Source organism: Vibrio sp. HI00D65 (genome assembly GCF_001635455.1).
Classification (GTDB): Bacteria; Pseudomonadota; Gammaproteobacteria; order Enterobacterales; family Vibrionaceae; genus Vibrio.
In genome coordinates this window covers 21,336-39,970 of record NZ_LWEH01000159.1, presented here as the reverse complement: position 1 = coordinate 39,970, position 18,635 = coordinate 21,336, and the positions used below count along the sequence as shown (strand labels likewise).

The following is an 18,635-nucleotide window of genomic DNA, read 5'->3' as shown; positions in this document are numbered from 1 at the left end:
ATTATGGAAGTTTTACATCAGATAGGTCTTCACCTGCACCGATAGCTTTCATTTCGCCAGCTACGATTTCAGCAAGAGGGCCTAGGATAACTTGTAGGTTGTTTTCACCTAGCTTAACAACACCTTTAGCACCTAGTTTCTTAAGAACTGCTTCGTCAGCAACAGAGCGGTCTTTAAGAGTTAGACGCAGACGTGTGATACAAGCGTCGATTGAAGTTAGGTTCTCGTGACCACCTAGAGCTTTTAGGTATTGACGTGCAAGGTCGCCTTTTGGAGCCTCACCAGCTGGAGTCGCTGCAGCTTCATCATCATCTTCACGACCAGGCGATTTCAGGTTGAAAGCGCGGATTGCGAAAGAGAAAGTGAAGAAGTATAGAGCACCGAAGCCAAGGCCGATTGCGAGAAGTACTAGAGGTTTAGTTGCTAGACCCCAGTTCAATATAAAGTCGATAAGACCAGCTGAGAATGTAAAGCCATGCAGCGTACCAAACATGTTAGCAACAACTAGAGACAGACCCGTTAATACAGCGTGCATTGCGTATAGAGCGGGTGCGAGGAATACAAACATGAATTCTAGCGGCTCTGTGATACCTGTTAGGAATGAACAGAATGCTACTGAAAATAGTGCACCACCAACTTGGCTACGTTTTTCAGCAGGAGCTGCTAAGTACATAGCAAGTGCCGCACCTGGTAGACCGAACATCATTACTGGGAAGAAACCGTTCATGAATACGCCAGCGCCTTTATCGCCCCCGAAGAAACGGTTTAGGTCACCAGATTTCACAGTATCAGTTACTTCCTTAACAACAGTAGTGATTTCTGGAGTTACAGAATTAGCGAATGTGAATGTATGCTCTTGGCCGATAACTAGAGTTTTAGCCAGTGATGGGTCAACACAAAGTTGAGTGATGTTAGCGAATGCGCCTTGACCAGCAACGATGATTTCTTGACATGTACCCATACCGAACCAGAAGTACGAATTCAATACGTGGTGTAAGCCTACAGGGATAAGTGCACGGTTTAGAGTACCGTAAACGAATTGACCGATAGCGCCAGACGTTGATATTGCGTGAGCCAGTGCATCTAGACCACCTTGAATTGTTGGCCATATAACACCAGCAACCGCACCAGCTACTAGCGAGAATAGACCCGCCATGATCGGTACTAGACGTTTACCTGAGAAGAATGCAAGCCACTCAGGAAGGCGTGTAGCATGGAAAGCGTTGTAAGAGTGACCAGCGATAATACCTGCGAAGATACCGCCGAAGAAAGACATATTAATATCAGCGTTAATTGTTGTCGCTGTCGCTGTTAGAACAAAGTAAGCGACTGCACCAGCCAAACCAGCTGCACCGTTACCGTCTTTAGAGAGACCAATCGCGATACCTAGACCAAAGAGCAATGGCAGATTGTTGAAGATCGCGCCACCGGCTTGCGCCATAAATGCAATGTCTAATACATCACCTTGACCAAGTCGCAGCAAAAGACCAGCAATTGGAAGCGTTGCGATAGGCAGCATTAATGCCTTGCCCAGCTTCTGTGTGTACCCAAGAATATTCACCTTAAGTTCCCCCTGTAGGATTTTTTAGAATTCGTTTGAGAAACTTATTTTAGTCACTCAATTTAGTCTTAATCAGTGTATTCAATTAATTTCGCCCCGCAAATTAAAACCTTACCATTTGTGATCCTAATCACCAGTTTTCACCAAATCCAGAGGTTTTTGCTAGCGAGATCATAAAACTTATTTTATCATTCAAAAAATGAACATTTATAGATAAAATCCAAATCTCAACATTGGGTCAAAAGCGAGTTATTTTCGGCATTAAAAGCTAGCTAACCCACTGATAATTTCAACCCAAACTCATAAAAATAATGAATTGTTCACATGTTTTTCAAACACTTAAAATCGCTTCCCACTTTGAAGCCGTTTGCCCATAAAAGTTAAATCGTTACGTAAATGATGCTCGCAAACTAAGTCAACATTTAGGTAACGAACGAATTTAAAAGATCTGACGAAATAAGGATTAGCTGACTATGTACGCGCTAAGTAACTGTAAAATTTACACTGGTAGTGATGTTTTAACCGATCATGCTGTAGTAATCGAAAACGAACTGATCAAAAAAGTCTGCCCTACCTCTGAATTACCAGAAGGTATCGAGGTTCGTGACCTAGACGGTGCAAACCTAAGCCCGGGTTTCATTGACCTACAACTGAACGGTTGTGGTGGCGTGATGCTAAACGATGAAATCACTGCAGAAACAATGCAGATCATGCACAAAGCAAACCTAAAATCAGGCTGTACTAGCTTTTTGCCTACTCTGATTACTTCTTCAGATGAAGACATGCGCGCAGTTATCACAGCAGCTCGTGAATACCATAACCAATACCAAAACCAATCTTTAGGTCTTCACCTTGAAGGTCCATACCTAAATGTTGCGAAAAAAGGCATTCACAGCGTTGATCATATTCGTAAGTCTGACAGCGAGATGATTGAGCTTATCTGTAAGAACAGCGACCTTGTTGCGAAAGTAACACTGGCGCCTGAGCTGAACGACCCAGAACATATCGAACGTCTACACAAAGCTGGTGTTGTCGTTTCTATCGGTCATACCAACGCAACTTATGCAGAAGCACGCCAAGGTTTCGAATCTGGCATCACATTCGCAACGCACCTATTCAATGCAATGACACCTATGGTTGGTCGTGAACCTGGTGTGGTTGGCGCTATCTACGATACACCTGATGTGTTCGCAGGCATCATCGCCGATGGCTTCCACGTTGATTACGCAAACATCAGAATTGCGCATAAAATCAAGGGAGAAAAGCTAGTATTAGTGACGGATGCCACAGCTCCTGCAGGTGCTGACATGGAATACTTTATTTTTGTCGGTAAGAAAGTATATTACCAAGATGGTAAGTGTGTTGATGAAAATGGCACACTGGGCGGCTCAGCTCTGACTATGATTGAAGCAGTTCAGAATACAGTTGAGCACGCTGGTATCGCTTTAGACGAAGCTCTTCGCATGGCTACACTATACCCAGCTACAGCTATCGGTGTAGAAAGCAAGCTAGGTCGAATCAAAAAAGGCATGGTTGCAAACCTAGCTGTATTTGACCGAGACTTTAACGTTAAAGCGACTGTTGTTAATGGACAATACGAGCACAATTAAGTATGAATGGCGGACAAATAGGTAACGTAGACTTAGTTAAACAACTAAACAGTGCGGCGGTATACCGGCTCATAGACCAACAAGGGCCTATTAGTCGCATACAAGTGGCTGATGTAAGCCAACTCGCACCGGCAAGTGTTACAAAAATTACCCGCCAACTATTAGAGCGCGGCCTAATTAAAGAGGTCGCACAGCAAGCGTCTACTGGCGGTAGACGCGCTATCTCTCTAACCACAGAAGTAGAGCCTTTTCACTCTATCGCTGTGCGCTTAGGACGAGACTACATTCAAGTTAGCCTACATGACCTTGGTGGTCGTGAATTGGCTTTCCAACAGCAAGATCTTAACTATTCAGATCAATCAAACCTTACTCAAGGCTTGATCAATACGCTCAAGGCCTTCATCGCTGAACACCAACCGAAGATCGATCAGCTGATTGCGATTGGCGTGACTCTCCCAGGCTTAGTTAACCCTACGACGGGTGTCGTTGAGTACATGCCAAATACAGACATCGATAACCTTGCATTAAGCGACATTATTCGCGACACATTCCATGTCGCTTGTTTCGTAGGTAACGATGTTCGCGGAATGGCACTAGCTGAACACTACTTTGGCGCGAGCCAAGACAGCCAAGACTCTATCTTAGTGAGTGTTCATCGCGGTACAGGTGCAGGTATTATCGTAAACGGTCAGGTTTTCCTGGGTCATAACCGTAACGTCGGTGAAATCGGTCATATCCAAATCGATCCACTTGGTGAACAGTGCCAATGCGGTAACTTCGGTTGTCTTGAAACGGTAGCAGCAAACCCTGCAATTGTAGACCGTGTACAAAAGCTCATTAAACAAGGCTATGAGTCTTCTTTAACCGAGCTTGAGTGTATTACTATTCAGGACGTGTGCGACCATGCAGTGAATGGCGATGAATTAGCGAAGCAGAGCTTGGTTCGAGTAGGAAACCAGTTAGGTAAAGCGATCGCGATGACGATCAATCTATTTAACCCTCAAAAAGTGATCATTGCTGGTGATATTACTAAGGCACAAGAGATTGTTTTCCCTGCAATTAAGCGCAATGTAGAGAATCAGTCGCTGACGACTTTCCATAGCGGCCTGCCTATTGTAGCATCACAGATCGATAAACATCCTACGATGGGAGCTTTTGCTATGATCAAGCGCGCCATGCTCAACGGTGTGTTACTGCAGAAGCTACTTGAAGATTAAAGAACAATAATTCTGATTTTCCGCGGGCCGTGTTTGTAAAAACACGGCCCGTTTTTTTAAGCTAGGGAACTACAACAACAAGTTATGGAACTTATATTAATATCCACTGCGTTTATCGCAGGATTTATTGCTTTAAAGTGTCACCTTCCCCCACTGGTTGGCTTTTTGTTTGCGGGCTTTGGGCTTTTTGCCTTTGGTTTCGAAACCAATGAGACCATCATTACTTTGGCTGACCTCGGTGTCACCCTACTACTATTCACCATTGGCTTAAAGCTAGATATCAAAACCCTACTCTCTAAAGAGATTTGGGCCGGCGCTACAATACATAACCTTTTATCCACTCTGTTTTTTGCCGTCGCCCTATTTGGTTTTAAGTTCCTTGGAATTTCGTCACTGGCAGCTATGTCAGTCGAACAGATTGTTCTACTCGGCTTCGCCCTATCATTCTCCAGTACCGTATTTGCGGTAAAATCTCTGCAAGAGAAAGGGGAAATGAATGCCACCTACGGTACCTTGGCAATTGGTATCTTGGTCATGCAAGATATTTTCGCCGTCGTCTTTCTTACCGCTTCAACAGGAAAACTACCTGAATGGTACGCGATTGCTCTATTTGCGTTGCCATTCTTACGCCCACTGTTCTACAAAGCGCTAGATTGGGTTGGCCACGGTGAAATGTTAGTCCTATTCGGCATTTTCTTTGCCCTGGTTGTCGGGGCTGGACTCTTCCAATTGGTGGGTATGAAGCCAGACCTAGGAGCTCTTATCCTAGGTATGTTGCTCGCGGGTCATCGAAAAGCTTCAGAGCTATCAAAATCCCTGTTTAACCTGAAAGAGCTGTTCCTTGTCTGTTTCTTCTTGAATATTGGCTTATCAGAACAACCAACCATTCAAGGCTTTATGCTAGCGGTACTGTTCTTGTTGCTATTGCCAGTGAAAGGCGTGCTTTACTTCTTGGTACTTAATCGCTTCAAGTTCCGCGTTCGTACTTCGTTGCTCGCTTCACTATCACTGTTTAACTACAGCGAATTTGGCTTAATCGTTGGTGGCCTTGCCTTTAAGATGGGCTGGATGTCTGGCGATATCTTGGTTGCCGTCGCGATTGCAGTATCACTTTCTTTCCTAGTTGCAGCACCTTTAAATCGTGCAGGCCACAGGCTTTACCAACAATCCGGTAAATGGTTAAAAGAGCACGCAGCAGAAAAGCTTCATCAACGTGATAAACGAATTGACCCGGGTCGTGCTCAAGTACTTATTCTTGGTATGGGACGAATTGGTACAGGTGCTTATGATGAATTACGTTCACGCTACGGTAAGGTAAGTTTGGGTGTCGAAGTTCGTGAAGAAGCCGCACATACCCATAGAAGCCACGGTAGAAACGTGATTTCTGGCGACGCGACCGACCCAGATTTCTGGGAGCGTATTCTGGATACCGCAAATGTAAAACTGGTTATCTTAGCTATGCCTCATCACCAAGGTAATCAAACCGCTTTGGAGCAATTAAAGTCTCGAAACTTTAAAGGGCAGATTGCGGCTATCGCTGAGTACCCTGACCAACTCGATACTTTGAAAGAAAATGGGGTTGATGCGGCGTTTAACATCTATAGCGAAGCCGGTAGTGGTTTTGCTCGCCACGTTTGTGAGCAATTAAGCCCAAACATCAATAAAATCTGACCCAAACCTCCTTTAACAAAACCTCTCAAGACTGTGAACTTTCGCACTTTGAGGGGTTTTAGTTCAAAAAACAGACTGCATTTAGATACCAAATACCAAAATAACAAATTAATTAAATAATTTCTAACATAACACCCTTTATATTATTTTTTTGCTCACATCCGGTTGCTTTTTTTAGCCAGAATGGCAAATTGAATACAGTTGATTTAGAAATTATTTAAAAGGAAGTTCTATGTGTTCAGTATTTGGCATTCTCGACATAAAAAGTGATGCCGCAGCACTTCGCCCTATCGCTTTAGAAATGTCTAAAAAGCTTCGTCACCGTGGGCCAGATTGGTCTGGCATCTATGCAAGTGACAAAGCGATCCTTGCTCATGAGCGTTTAGCTATCGTTGGTCTAAATAGTGGTGCTCAACCGCTATACAGCCAAGGCAAGAAGCACATTCTTGCGGTAAACGGCGAAATCTATAACCACAAAGAACTTCGTGCTCGCTATGAAGATAAGTACCAGTTCCAGACAGACTCTGACTGTGAAGTTATCCTAGCCCTATATCAAGAAATGGGCGCAGACCTACTAGAAGAGCTAAACGGTATCTTCGCATTCGTTTTATACGATGAAGAAAAAGACGAATACCTAGTAGGCCGCGATCACATCGGTATCATCCCGCTTTACCAAGGCTACGATGAGCACGGTAACTACTATGTAGCTTCTGAAATGAAAGCTCTAGTTCCTGTATGTAAAACCATCAGCGAGTTCCCTCCAGGTAGCTTCTACTCTTCGAAAGATGCAGAGCCACAACGTTATTATATTCGTGATTGGAACGAATACGCAGCAGTGCAAGGCAACAGCACAAGCAAGGAAGACCTAACTGAAGCACTAGAGGCAGCGGTGAAACGTCAACTAATGACTGACGTACCTTACGGTGTACTTCTATCTGGTGGTCTAGATTCGTCAATCACTTCTGCAGTCGCGAAACGCTTTGCGGCAATGCGTATTGAAGATGATGAGCAGTCTGAAGCTTGGTGGCCACAACTGCACTCATTTGCGGTTGGTCTAGAAGGTGCACCTGATCTTATCGCTGCTCGTGAAGTGGCAGACAAGATCGGTACCGTTCACCACGAGATGACATACACCATTCAAGAAGGTTTGGATGCAATCCGTGACGTTATCTACCACATCGAAACCTACGACGTAACGACAATTCGCGCGTCTACGCCAATGTACCTACTTGCTCGTAAGATCAAAGCAATGGGTATCAAAATGGTACTGTCTGGTGAAGGTGCTGATGAGATCTTTGGCGGTTACTTGTACTTCCACAAAGCGCCAAATGCAAAAGAATTCCATGAAGAAACAGTACGTAAACTGCTGGCTCTGAACATGTTTGACTGTGCTCGTGCGAATAAATCACTAGCAGCATGGGGCGTAGAAGGCCGCGTACCATTCTTGGACAAAGAGTTCATCGATGTAGCAATGCGCTTAAATCCAGAAGACAAAATGTGTGGCAACGGTAAGATGGAGAAACACATCCTACGTGAGTGTTTTGAAGATTATCTACCAGACTCAATTGCATGGCGTCAAAAAGAGCAATTCTCTGATGGTGTTGGCTACGACTGGATTGATACGTTGAAAGCAACCGCTGAAGCGAAAGTAACGGACAAGCAAATGGAAACTGCGCAGTTCCGCTTCCCATACAACACGCCAACGACTAAAGAAGGCTACGCTTACCGCGAAATCTTTGAAGAGTTGTTCCCGCTAGAATCTGCAGCAGAGTGTGTACCAGGTGGTCCATCTGTCGCTTGTTCATCAGCGAAAGCCATTGAGTGGGATGAGTCGTTCCAAAACTGTGTAGACCCATCAGGTCGTGCGGTTCAAGCGGTTCACAACGACGCTTACAACGCGTAAACGCTCAGGCAAATTTGAGATATTAAAAAAGGCGCATAATGCGCCTTTTTATTTTAAGCCTAGATGTAATTATTCTTATCACTGAATTAAGCGTGTGCTTTTAGCGCCTCGTTTTCAATACTGATTGGCACCACCTGACTGATCATCTTCACTAACATGATAGAACGAGCCTCACCGTCTTTCTGATGGAAAATCGCCTCAATACCAGCAAACTGACCGCTATTAATTTTCACAACTTGACCAGGTTCGAAATCAACACAGCAATCTTCAATTTCATTGCTGCAATACATCTCAAGTTGTTTGAGCTCAAAAACCAAGTCACCTTGTACTTCATGTGGTAGTGCTCCAAACTTAATAAAGTCCACTACGCCGCGCGTTGAACGAACAGTAGTAAAACTCGGCCCTTGTTCATAATCAAATCGAACAAAGACGTATGAAGGAAATAGCGGTTCTTTGACCACCTTTTCTTTCCCTCTAACCACCTTTTCGACTTCTATTTGTGGGTAAAAGCACTCTACCCCTTGATTCTCTAAATGCTGCTGAGCGCGTTTTTGATCGCCACGCTTACAGTAGAGTAAATACCATCGTTTCATTTCACTAATCCTTTAACAAGTGCTGTACTTGACCTCTCAGTATTTGGTTGATGAATAGCAAAGAACGCCACATAACGCAAAGAATTACGTCAAATTTGAAACTTTAGTTTTCAGATGAGAAAAGTAAAGCAAAACCACCTAAAAACAACAATCTTATCAACAACCTAAAAAGCTTTATGCTTTTTTTCAAAAAAACTTCCATTTGTAAACATCATCACTGAAGTGTATACATTACGGGCATTATTTTTTCTGCTCAGCATAAAAAAAAAAACTAATGGTTAATAAGACCGCGCCTACAAAGAGCATTAACACAACAGGAAACATCAATTATGTCTGACTTGAACATACTCAAGCAACCCAAACCCTTTTATTTAATATTCTCAATTGAATTCTGGGAGCGATTCGGCTTCTATGGAATGCAAGCCATTCTAACCGTATATTTAGTAAAAGTAATGGGGTTAGCTGAATCAGACTCTTTTGTACTATTTGGAGCTTTTTCTGCTTTGCTTTATGGATTTATGGCTGTGGGTGGATGGATCGGCGATAAAATAATAGGTACTAAACGAGCTATTACTCTAGGTGCAATAATTATGATGGTGGGTTATATACTGTTAGGTATGTCAACCACCAGCAGCCATTTGGGCGGTAAAAATCTAATTTACTTGGCAATGGGCTTCATTACCGTAGGTAATGGTCTTTTTAAGGCAAATCCATCTAGCTTACTCGCAAAAGTATATCCGGAGAACGACCCTAGACTCGATGGCGCTTTTACACTCTACTACATGGCTATTAATTTAGGTGGCCTAATTTCAATGATACTGACGCCGATCGTTGCAGAAAAGGTAGGCTATGGCTTGGCTTTTGGTATGAGTGCTTCAGGATTAGCTGTTACAGCAGTTAATTTTTTAGCTTGTAAAAAAATGGTCAAAGGGGTGGGCTCTCCAGCTGACCTTAAGCCTGTCGTACTTTCTAAGCTTCTATTAGTAATCTTTGGTTCAATTATTGCTAGTTTCGTCTGTAGTTACCTATTGCAAAACTTAACACTAGCTCACGGTATATTAGTCATTGCTGGTATCTGTATCGTTACCTTGTATTTCAAAGAAGCTCTAAAAATTAAAGGCCAAGAAAGAAGTAAAATGCTAGTAGCGTTTGTTTTGATGCTACAAGGCGTTGTCTTCTTCGTCCTCTATTTTCAGATGCCTACATCTTTAAACTTCTTTGCAATCCACAATGTTAGTCACGATATTCTTGGTTTCCCTGTAGAGCCAGAGCAATTTCAAGCACTGAACTCGTTCTGGATCATGGTTGCAAGTCCTGTTATGGCAATACTTTATGGAAAACTAGGCAACCGAGTATCAATGCCGTTCAAATTTGCAATGGGTATGGTGCTATGTGCCCTTTCCTTTTTAATTTTAGGTTGGAGCGTTAGCTTCGCAAACACTAATGGTATTGTAAGTTCAAACTGGCTAATTGTAAGTTATCTATTCCAATCACTAGGAGAACTATTAGTCTCAGGCTTAGGTTTAGCAATGGTCGCACAACTAGTACCTCAGAGATTGATGGGATTCGCAATGGGGATGTGGTTCTTAACGTCAGCGACGGCCGCAGTTGTCGCTGGTTGGGTAGCGAGCCTTACTTCAGTTCCAGAAGGTGTGACGGAAACAGTGCAAACACTCAACCTATATGGAGACGTATTCAGCAACATAGGTTATGTGACAGCTCTTATTGCGGTATTAACTTTCTGTATTGCTCCAAAGTTAACAAAAATCTGTGAGACAGATCAGGAGACTGAACTAAACACAGCTCAAGCGTAAACCAATACAAAAAAGGTTCATAGCGGCTTTCCAAGGAAAGCCGCTTTTTATCTTCAAGAATAAGTAATATGTATATCGATAGTCGATGCGATAATCCGGTGAAGGTAAAAACTAGCTTTCGCGCAAACTCTTTTAATGGTTAAATTCCACTCTGTTGTACTTATACCTACTCTCCCCAGAGCCCTTCAACATACACTTCTGATTCACAGTACCAAAGCTCTTTAAGCTATGATTCGCGTATATAAGTGGTGATTGAATCCTTATTGATATTCAATATCTCGGTAAGATAGCCAATTTACTGTACAATCAAGTTGCCTCTATTTTTCAACAACACGATGCGTGAGCGCTTATCCCATTGCCTCGCTTGTTTACTTGCTTGAGTTTGTTGACTCTGACTCTATCAACCACCTTGCGATAGCTTCGATATTGTTACCATATTTTCCAAGCTGTTCGAAAACTCTCATATGTCCTTACGGCTTCGGCCTAACCCTATCCAAATAACTTGGTGAGCCTTAGTATCCTCAATGGCATAAAAATGCTCTTTAAATATTACGAATTCGTCTATGACGAGTTGCTTAGCCCCTCCTATTTCACTGGCGGGACCACTTGTCTAAGTCAGCGTTTATCTATCTATTTAATGGTGTGCTAACGAACATCCGTAAACTGGGAGGTATACTTAATGATAGAAGAGGCATTGATTAATCTATATAACCTTTTAGGCGCTTAGTTATACGAACATAAGGCTCTAACCAAAATAGAGGTTCTATTTTATGCCGCAGTAACGACACCTGACTTGCCGCGTTTAAGCAGTACGCCGAACGGCACAACCTCTTTTATATGACGCCATTGATACTCATGAATAGTCTCGACTTTGATACTACAAAGACACTTTATCTTAGAGTTAGGTTTAAGAGTCAGGGGAATAATTGATGCTGTATGATGAGGTTTTACTATTTTAATGCCTTCCCAGAGTAAAGAGCGGAAAGTATGGCTCAGCATGAAGATGGTAGTTTGTGTATGATTTTTGTTTGGCAACTGAACCGTATTACTTACTACCGTTTTTGTTTTTAGTTCCCGCGAATCCGCGATGAACTACAAAAAAGCGGGTTCAACTATTTGAGACCCGCATTGTCTATATCGTTGTAACTATGACCCTTTATTGGATAAGCTTCAGTCGCCCTGACAACCTGTTGTGCTATTAACGTTGATTTTCAACAAGTTCAGCCATCATGTCGATATGCGAATCTCTGTCGTTGAGACACATGATATAGCTAAACTCAGAACCACCAGCGTCAATGAAGGTTTCCTTACACTGATCTGAAATCTCTTCCAGCGTTTCTAAACAGTCTACAGAGAAAGCTGGAGCCATGATATCGATCTTCTTGATGCCTTTGCTTGGCAATGATTCAAGTGTCTCATCGGTATATGGCTTTAACCACTCTTCTCGACCAAATCGAGACTGGTACGTCATAGTGATATCGCCTGCAGATAAACCAAGCTCCTCAGCTAGTAACTTAGTTGTCGCTTCACAATGTTGAGGGTAGATATCCCCTTCATCTGCCAATCGCTTCGGAATGCCGTGGAAAGAGCAAACCAAATGATCCGCTCGGCCATTTTTCTCCCAGTGGCTACGAACACTCTCAGCCAATGCTTTGGTGTAGCTAGGGTGTGCGTAGTAGTCACGGATGAAGCGGTAGCTTGGAATAACAGGCATCTGTTTAAAGGCTTTGGTTAAACCATCAGAAACCGCAGCTGTGGTGGTGCCTGAATACTGAGGATACAAAGGCAGTACGATGATCTCTTCAACGCCCTGCTCCATCAGCTGCTCAATGCCCGTTTTTAGACTTGGATTACCATAAGTCATACCCAGCGCGACAGGCATCTCTAACTTCTTCTGTAGTTTCTCTGCTTGTCTTTGTGAATACACAAGAAGCGGTGAGCCGTCGTCCATCCAAACCGACTGATAAAGTTTGGCTACTTTAGGTGAACGAATCGGTAAAATCACTCCGTGCAATATCGGACACCATAGCCAGCGTGTTAGATTAACAACTCGCTTATCGTGCAAAAATTCACTCAAAAATCGACGAACACCAGCTGGGGTCGCAGAATCTGGTGTACCTAAGTTCACCAGTAAAACGCCCTGCTTTTTATTATTTTCCATAGATACCTGAGACCAATATGTAATTTTTTAGAGAGTAATATACTAATCTGCTGAAGTTTAAGATCATTGCTTGTCGCTAAATGTTGAGATAATCATTTGGCGTAACATATAACCCACATCAACTTTCGATTATGGGCGAACTTTTCAAAGCTAATGTGCGTTGAACTGAGGGCCCCTAATTATCTTAGATTAGTATCGTACTAAAAATTGAGACAAAAAAAGCGACCTTTAAGGCCGCTTCCAATATATCAAATTCTAAAACTGGCTGTTAGCCAATTATGCTAGTGCTTTCTCAAGTTCTGCACTAACTTCAGCAACTTGCTTAGTACCGTCAAACTTAAGGTACTGAGTGTTACCAGCTTCAGCTTCTTTACCGTAGTAAGAGATTAGTGGAGCTGTTTGCTCGTGGTACACACCTAGACGAGCACGAACTGTTTCTTCTTTGTCGTCATCACGTACTACTAGCTCTTCGCCAGTTACGTCATCTTTACCTTCTTCTTTTGGTGGGTTGTACACAGTGTGGTATGTACGACCTGAAGGAATGTGAGCACGACGACCAGCCATACGCTCAACAATCACATCATCAGCTACGTCGAATTCAACAACGTAATCTACAGCGATACCCATTTCTTTTAGGCCATCAGCTTGTGGGATTGTGCGTGGGAAACCGTCTAGTAAGAAACCTTTCTCACAGTCATCTTGAGCGATACGCTCTTTGATAAGACCAAGGATAATTTCATCAGAAACTAGCTGACCAGCGTCGATTACTGATTTTGCTTGCTTACCAAGCTCAGTACCCGCTTTGATAGCAGCACGTAGCATGTCACCAGTTGAAATTTGAGGGATACCAAATTTGTTCATGATGAAGTTAGCTTGAGTGCCTTTACCCGCGCCAGGAGCACCTAGAAGAATGATGCGCATGTTTAATCCTCTTATAAAATTATGATTTATACCGAAGCTCACTATCCGAACTTCCTAGTCCATCGCTTAAATAAAAAGAAAGCGTTAGGCAACCGTTGAGGTTAAGCAAAACTACAAATAGAAGCAAAACGGTAAGTTTCGGTATAACGTTTGAAAATCATACAGCTGGAACAAGTTGGATCCTAGTACCAGCTGATTAGGTCGAGCATTCTATCACATTAATATTCAATTGGGCTGAATTTACGACTAAAGAATGCATCACCTCATTTTGTTGTGACGATAACGGTGACGTTGACCACGTTTAACATATTTTCAACGACGTTCATTAAAAAAGCCCGCATTTGCGAGCTTTTAATTACAATCTTTTGTTTAAGGCCAAAGTCGAAAGACTATCGCTTTGTTAGCAACTCGTTGATTGCACCCAAGAATTGTGACGGATCTTCCATAGAGCCTTTCTCAGCCAGCATCGCTTGACCGAGTAGTAGCTCAACCCAAGGGCCAAACGCTTGCTCATCGGCTTCGTCAGCCATTTGTTTAACAAGTGCGTGCTCTGGGTTAATTTCAAAGATGTACTTAACTTCAGGTGCAGCTTGGCCCGCCGCTTCAAGAAGCTTAGCCATTTGCGTCCCCATCTCGAAGTCATCAGTAACAACAACTGCAGGTGTCGTTGCAAGTTTAAACGTAGTACGAACCTCTTTAACGCGATCACCCAGGTAAGATTGAGTACGCTCAACAACAGACTTAAACTCTTCTTCAGTCTCTTTCTGCTTCTCTTTCTCTTCTTCACCTTCAAACTTGCTTAAATCTAAGCCCGCTTTTGTGATCGACTGGAATTGTTTGCCGTCAAAGTCTGTTAGGTAGTTCATTACGTACTCATCGATGCGATCGTACATTAGCACTACTTCAATACCTTTCGCTTTAAACTGCTCCAAGTGTGGGCTGTTTTTAGCTGCTGCGTAGCTATCTGCTGTCAGGTAGTAGATCTTATCCTGGCCTTCTTTCATACGCTCAACATAAGACGCTAGGCTGATAGTTTGATCAACAGAGTCAACTTCTGTAGATGCAAAACGAAGAAGACCTGCGATCTTCTCTTTGTTTGCCATGTCTTCCGCTGGGCCTTCTTTCATTACAAGACCGAACTCTTTCCAAAATTCTAAATACTTCTCGTTGTCATTTTTCGCCATGCGCTCAAGCATAGTAAGTACACGCTTAGTACATGCACCACGAAGAGACTGAGTTACCTTGTTATCTTGCAGGATTTCACGTGATACGTTCAGTGGTAGATCGTTTGAGTCAATCAGACCACGTACGAAACGCATGTAAGATGGCATGAACTGTTCAGCATCATCCATGATGAATACACGTTGTACATAAAGCTTTAAGCCACTCTTGTGGTCACGGTTCATCATGTCCCAAGGTGCTTTAGCTGGGATATAAAGCAGACTTGTGTAGTCGTTCTTGCCTTCAACCTTGTTGTGACTCCAGGTTAGTGGATCAGCAAAGTCGTGAGATACGTGCTTATAGAACTCTTGGTACTCTTCTTTCTCGATGTCTGATTTGTTACGAGTCCAAAGCGCTTGAGCTTTGTTGATTTGTTCCCAGTGCTTCTCTTCGGTGTCTTTACCTTCGTCATCTTTAACCGCAGTTAAGATAGAAACTGGGATACCGATGTGATCAGAGTATTTACCAATTACTTCACGTAGACGCCATTCATTTAAGAATTCTTTACCGTCTTCACGCATATGAAGAATGATGTCTGTACCACGAGACTCTTTGGTGATGTCTTCAATAGTGTAATCACCTTCACCAGCTGAGTGCCATTGTACGGCTTCATTGCTTGCAAGACCTGCGGCACGTGTACGAACGGTTACTGCGTCCGCAACGATGAATGCTGAGTAGAAACCAACACCAAATTGACCGATCAACTGAGAGTCTTTGCTTTGGTCTTCAGATAACTTAGAGAAAAAGTCTGCAGTACCTGATTTCGCGATGGTACCTAAATGTTCAATAACGTTGTCGCGGCTCATGCCGATACCGTTATCAGAAATGGTTAACGTATTCGCCTCAGCGTTAAATGACAGTTTTACACCTAGATCTGCATCGCCTTGGTAAAGTTCAGCATTTGATAGCGCTTGAAAACGTAGCTTGTCCGCTGCGTCAGATGCGTTAGAGATCAGCTCACGTAAGAAGATTTCTTTATTTGAATACAGTGAGTGAATCATTAGATGAAGTAGTTGTTTTACTTCAGATTGAAAGCCACGAGTCTCTTTATTTTGCGTTGTCGTTTCGCTCATTTTTACTCCAAAACATCTATACTTTGTGGTGAAAACTATGGTGGCGGAACACGTAATGCCGCTCTGATGTTCATTAACATGAGGATGACAATTGTAAATTCAAGGTCAAAAATCATAAAAACACTGTTTTTGTTATCTATTTTTATTATCCTTGATTCTCATAAATCTAAAAGAACATAAAAGAAGCCATCGATTGGTTAAGGTTTATACAAACCCACCCAATATTTGTCTATTTAGCACCCAAAACAACCCATAGTAGAAGAATTTAATGAGCAATATCGGCACAAAGTTTATTCTCGCACAGCGGTTCGTATTCGACCCAAACAGCAACTCACTTGTAGACCAAATGAGCAATGGAGAAGTTGTGCGTCTTGGCAGCAATGAAAGCCGCATTCTCCTGATGCTATCAGAAAGACCCAACGAAGTTATCACTCGTAATGAATTGCATGAATATGTTTGGCGTGACCAAGGCTTTGAGGTTGATGACTCGAGCCTGACTCAAGCCGTTTCAACACTACGAAAGATGCTGAAAGATTCAACGAAATCTCCTGAGTTCGTTAAGACAGTCCCCAAGCGTGGCTACCAATTTATAGCTACAGTCGAGCGCTCAGCACCTCTTTCATCAAATGACCAAGCTGTGACTGTTGAAACTGCCGAAAATGAAATAGACCCAAATCCAACGTTTTCGCCTGCAACTATCCCAGAAGAAATAGGTACAGAGGCTCAAGCGCCTGAGCCAATCACTAAAATCCAAGAAGCCTCGATTTCGGTCGAACCACAGCAAATACCAGCAAATGCAGACACTAAAAAGAACAACAAGTGGTTAATACTTGGATTGCTATGTGCAGCAATAATGATGCCGATTTTGGTAATTACCTTTACTAACCCTGCTGAATCTACATTTCGTACATTGGCAGAAGTTGATGGTGTAAAGGTTCAATCACCAATCAATCATCCGGGTTTGACAAATTGGCTACCTGCGATTGAAAAATGTGTGTTGAGCTATAACACTAACCACACTGGTATACTAAAGCCAACCGAAGTGATAGCAACTGGTGGACAGGCCAACAACATAGTTCTTAACTATATTCATCCGCAAGAACACTCTAGCGAAAATATTACTCTCAGAATTTACGCAAACCAGTCGGATGTAGACGACATTTGTAAAGGTGGCCAGTAGCATGAAATTAAAAGTATCTGTTTTCTTACTGGCCCTATCTGCTTTTCTAAGTGGTTGGTTACATTGGGGTAGCGACGCAAAAGTAGCACGCCTACTTACCTCACATGAATGGCAATCAAAGATGGTTTCGCTTATCAGTGCAGAAAAACAAGCCGATTCCATAGGTCCACTCCGTAAAGTTGAGCTCTCCTCAAATGCTAAGTACCTACCAAACGGTACATACCTGAGAATGTCGGTGGTCAGGCTATACGGCACACAAACCGCACCGGCTAACGTCATCAACATTTCAGAGACGGGTCAGTGGGAAATTAACGACAACTACCTACTGGTTTCACCAACTGAGTTTAAAGATGTGACATCGGCTCAGCGCCAAGACTTCTCTCAAGAGCAACTAGAGCTGATTACTCAAGTAATCAAGATGGATGCAGAGCAAAGTCGTCGCATCGATATAATCAATCCGAAGGCACTGCTATTGACTAGTTTAAATCACGGTTCTACCGTATTGTTTTCGAACTAACATTGAAAAGCTTTTCACGATAAACCTAAAAAAGGGGCATGAAGCCCCTTTTTGTTATCTTAAACTCAAAGATAAAACTCTATGGATTGGATAAACTCACTCACCTTATTCTTTGGCTCATTAATCGCCAACACGCTTGCTTCCTTATCAGGTGGCGGTGCTGGGCTTCTACAGTTTCCACTACTCATCTTTCTGGGGCTACCCTTTTCAGTTGCACTGGCTACCCACAAAGTCGCTAGCGTCGCTCTCGGCTTAGGTGCTGCATATACCCATATCAAGGGTGGCACGTTAAGCTGGAAAATTTGTCTCTACCTAATTATCGCCGGCAGCATTGGAGTAGTGGTTGGCGCGAATATCGTACTCATGATCCCAGATGCCATTGCACAGAAGCTGCTTGGCGCAATAATCTTAGCGCTGGGCGTTTACTCACGACTAAAGAAACAATTGGGTCAAAAAGAGCAGCTTAAAAACCGAGACATAAAAGGTTGGATAATTGGTGGGGTTGGGCTAGCACTCATAGGCATCATCAACGGTTCACTCACCGCAGGATCCGGTCTGTTAGTTACTCTATTCCTAATTCGTTGGTTTGGTTTTACTTATAAACAAGCCGTTGCGTTAACCATGATATGCGTAGGTTTGTTCTGGAATGCCATCGGAGGTATTGCCATTGTTCATGCGGGTGCGCCAATATACTGGGTATGGTTACCCATATTACTATTAAGTTCGTTTGTCGGCGGAAGCCTAGGGGCATTCCTCGCTAACCGTTCAAGCAATCAGCTCGTTAAAACGGCTTTCGAAATATTGACGTTTGCCGTCGGCATCAAGCTATTGCTATAAAATCTTAAAGGTTATCTATGAATACAGAATCGAATAAAAATAGCCCAACCGTGCTGAAAGCCACAATAGCAATACACTACTGCCGTCAGTGTAATTGGATGCTTCGCTCAAGTTGGTTGTGCCAAGAACTGCTTCATACCTTCAGTGAAGAGATTAAACAAGTCAGCCTGTATCCAGATACCGGCGGACGATTTGAGATCTTTTGCAATGGAGTACAAATTTGGGAAAGAAAGGCGGACGGCGGCTTTCCTGAAGCGAAAGTTCTGAAGCAAAGAGTGAGAAACATCATTGCTCCAGACAGAGACCTCGGCCACGTAGATTCAAAATAAACCCATTACGGCCGACTCTATTGTTTA

General features: G+C 43.0%; 14 protein-coding genes. 9 read left to right on the top strand and 5 right to left on the bottom strand.

Annotated features, from left to right (window positions below):
* Window position 1: 1 nt before the first annotated feature.
* Window positions 2–1,519: an N-acetylglucosamine-specific PTS transporter subunit IIBC gene (gene nagE, locus A3712_RS13775; protein WP_231891812.1), complete on the bottom strand. Its 1,518-nt coding sequence runs from the start codon at window positions 1,517–1,519 to the stop codon at window positions 2–4.
* Between the two features lie 515 nt (window positions 1,520–2,034).
* Between nagE and nagA the strand changes: the two genes are divergently transcribed.
* The 4 genes from nagA to asnB all read left to right on the top strand — a co-directional run bounded on the left by nagA (window position 2,035) and on the right by asnB (window position 7,962).
* A complete protein-coding gene (gene nagA, locus A3712_RS13770; protein ID WP_063523924.1) occupies window positions 2,035–3,171 on the top strand; it encodes an N-acetylglucosamine-6-phosphate deacetylase in 1,137 nt (378 codons plus the stop codon).
* A gap of 2 nt (window positions 3,172–3,173) precedes the next feature.
* Window positions 3,174–4,388, top strand: coding sequence for a DNA-binding transcriptional regulator NagC (gene nagC / locus A3712_RS13765; protein ID WP_063523923.1), 1,215 nt, complete (start codon window positions 3,174–3,176; stop codon window positions 4,386–4,388).
* Window positions 4,389–4,472: 84 nt separating this feature from the next.
* Window positions 4,473–6,059: a cation:proton antiporter family protein gene (locus tag A3712_RS13760; protein ID WP_063523922.1), complete on the top strand. Its 1,587-nt coding sequence runs from the start codon at window positions 4,473–4,475 to the stop codon at window positions 6,057–6,059.
* 232 nt (window positions 6,060–6,291) lie between these two features.
* Entirely contained in the window at window positions 6,292–7,962 is a 1,671-nt protein-coding gene (gene asnB, locus A3712_RS13755; protein ID WP_063523921.1) for an asparagine synthase B, read from the top strand.
* An 86-nt stretch (window positions 7,963–8,048) separates the two neighbouring features.
* On the opposite strand, the gene rfaH is transcribed toward asnB, so the two are convergent.
* Window positions 8,049–8,555, bottom strand: coding sequence for a transcription/translation regulatory transformer protein RfaH (gene rfaH, locus A3712_RS13750; protein ID WP_063523920.1), 507 nt, complete (start codon window positions 8,553–8,555; stop codon window positions 8,049–8,051).
* A gap of 281 nt (window positions 8,556–8,836) precedes the next feature.
* Between rfaH and dtpA the strand changes: the two genes are divergently transcribed.
* Window positions 8,837–10,369: a dipeptide/tripeptide permease DtpA gene (dtpA, locus tag A3712_RS13745; protein WP_331710888.1), complete on the top strand. Its 1,533-nt coding sequence runs from the start codon at window positions 8,837–8,839 to the stop codon at window positions 10,367–10,369.
* A gap of 1,198 nt (window positions 10,370–11,567) precedes the next feature.
* Here dtpA and hemH read toward each other — a convergent pair.
* The 3 genes from hemH to htpG form a co-directional block, all read right to left on the bottom strand.
* The gene (gene hemH / locus A3712_RS13740; protein WP_063523918.1) at window positions 11,568–12,530 is read right to left on the bottom strand and encodes a ferrochelatase; all 963 of its coding nucleotides are present in this window, start codon (window positions 12,528–12,530) and stop codon (window positions 11,568–11,570) included.
* Window positions 12,531–12,806: 276 nt separating this feature from the next.
* Window positions 12,807–13,451, bottom strand: coding sequence for an adenylate kinase (gene adk, locus A3712_RS13735; protein ID WP_063523917.1), 645 nt, complete (start codon window positions 13,449–13,451; stop codon window positions 12,807–12,809).
* Window positions 13,452–13,840: 389 nt separating this feature from the next.
* Entirely contained in the window at window positions 13,841–15,745 is a 1,905-nt protein-coding gene (gene htpG / locus A3712_RS13730; RefSeq protein ID WP_063523916.1) for a molecular chaperone HtpG, read from the bottom strand.
* A 268-nt stretch (window positions 15,746–16,013) separates the two neighbouring features.
* On the opposite strand from htpG, the gene A3712_RS13725 reads away from it, so the two are divergent.
* The 4 genes from A3712_RS13725 to A3712_RS13710 all read left to right on the top strand — a co-directional run bounded on the left by A3712_RS13725 (window position 16,014) and on the right by A3712_RS13710 (window position 18,608).
* Window positions 16,014–16,925 (top strand): transcriptional regulator, encoded by a 912-nt coding sequence (locus A3712_RS13725; RefSeq protein ID WP_063523915.1) that lies wholly within the window; start codon window positions 16,014–16,016, stop codon window positions 16,923–16,925.
* Window position 16,926: 1 nt separating this feature from the next.
* Complete coding sequence (locus A3712_RS13720; RefSeq protein WP_063523914.1) at window positions 16,927–17,442, top strand: regulatory protein ToxS; 516 nt, start codon at window positions 16,927–16,929, stop codon at window positions 17,440–17,442.
* A gap of 81 nt (window positions 17,443–17,523) precedes the next feature.
* Window positions 17,524–18,279, top strand: coding sequence for a sulfite exporter TauE/SafE family protein (locus A3712_RS13715; protein ID WP_063523913.1), 756 nt, complete (start codon window positions 17,524–17,526; stop codon window positions 18,277–18,279).
* A gap of 50 nt (window positions 18,280–18,329) precedes the next feature.
* Window positions 18,330–18,608 (top strand): SelT/SelW/SelH family protein, encoded by a 279-nt coding sequence (locus A3712_RS13710; RefSeq protein ID WP_269451424.1) that lies wholly within the window; start codon window positions 18,330–18,332, stop codon window positions 18,606–18,608.
* Window positions 18,609–18,635: the final 27 nt, after the last annotated feature.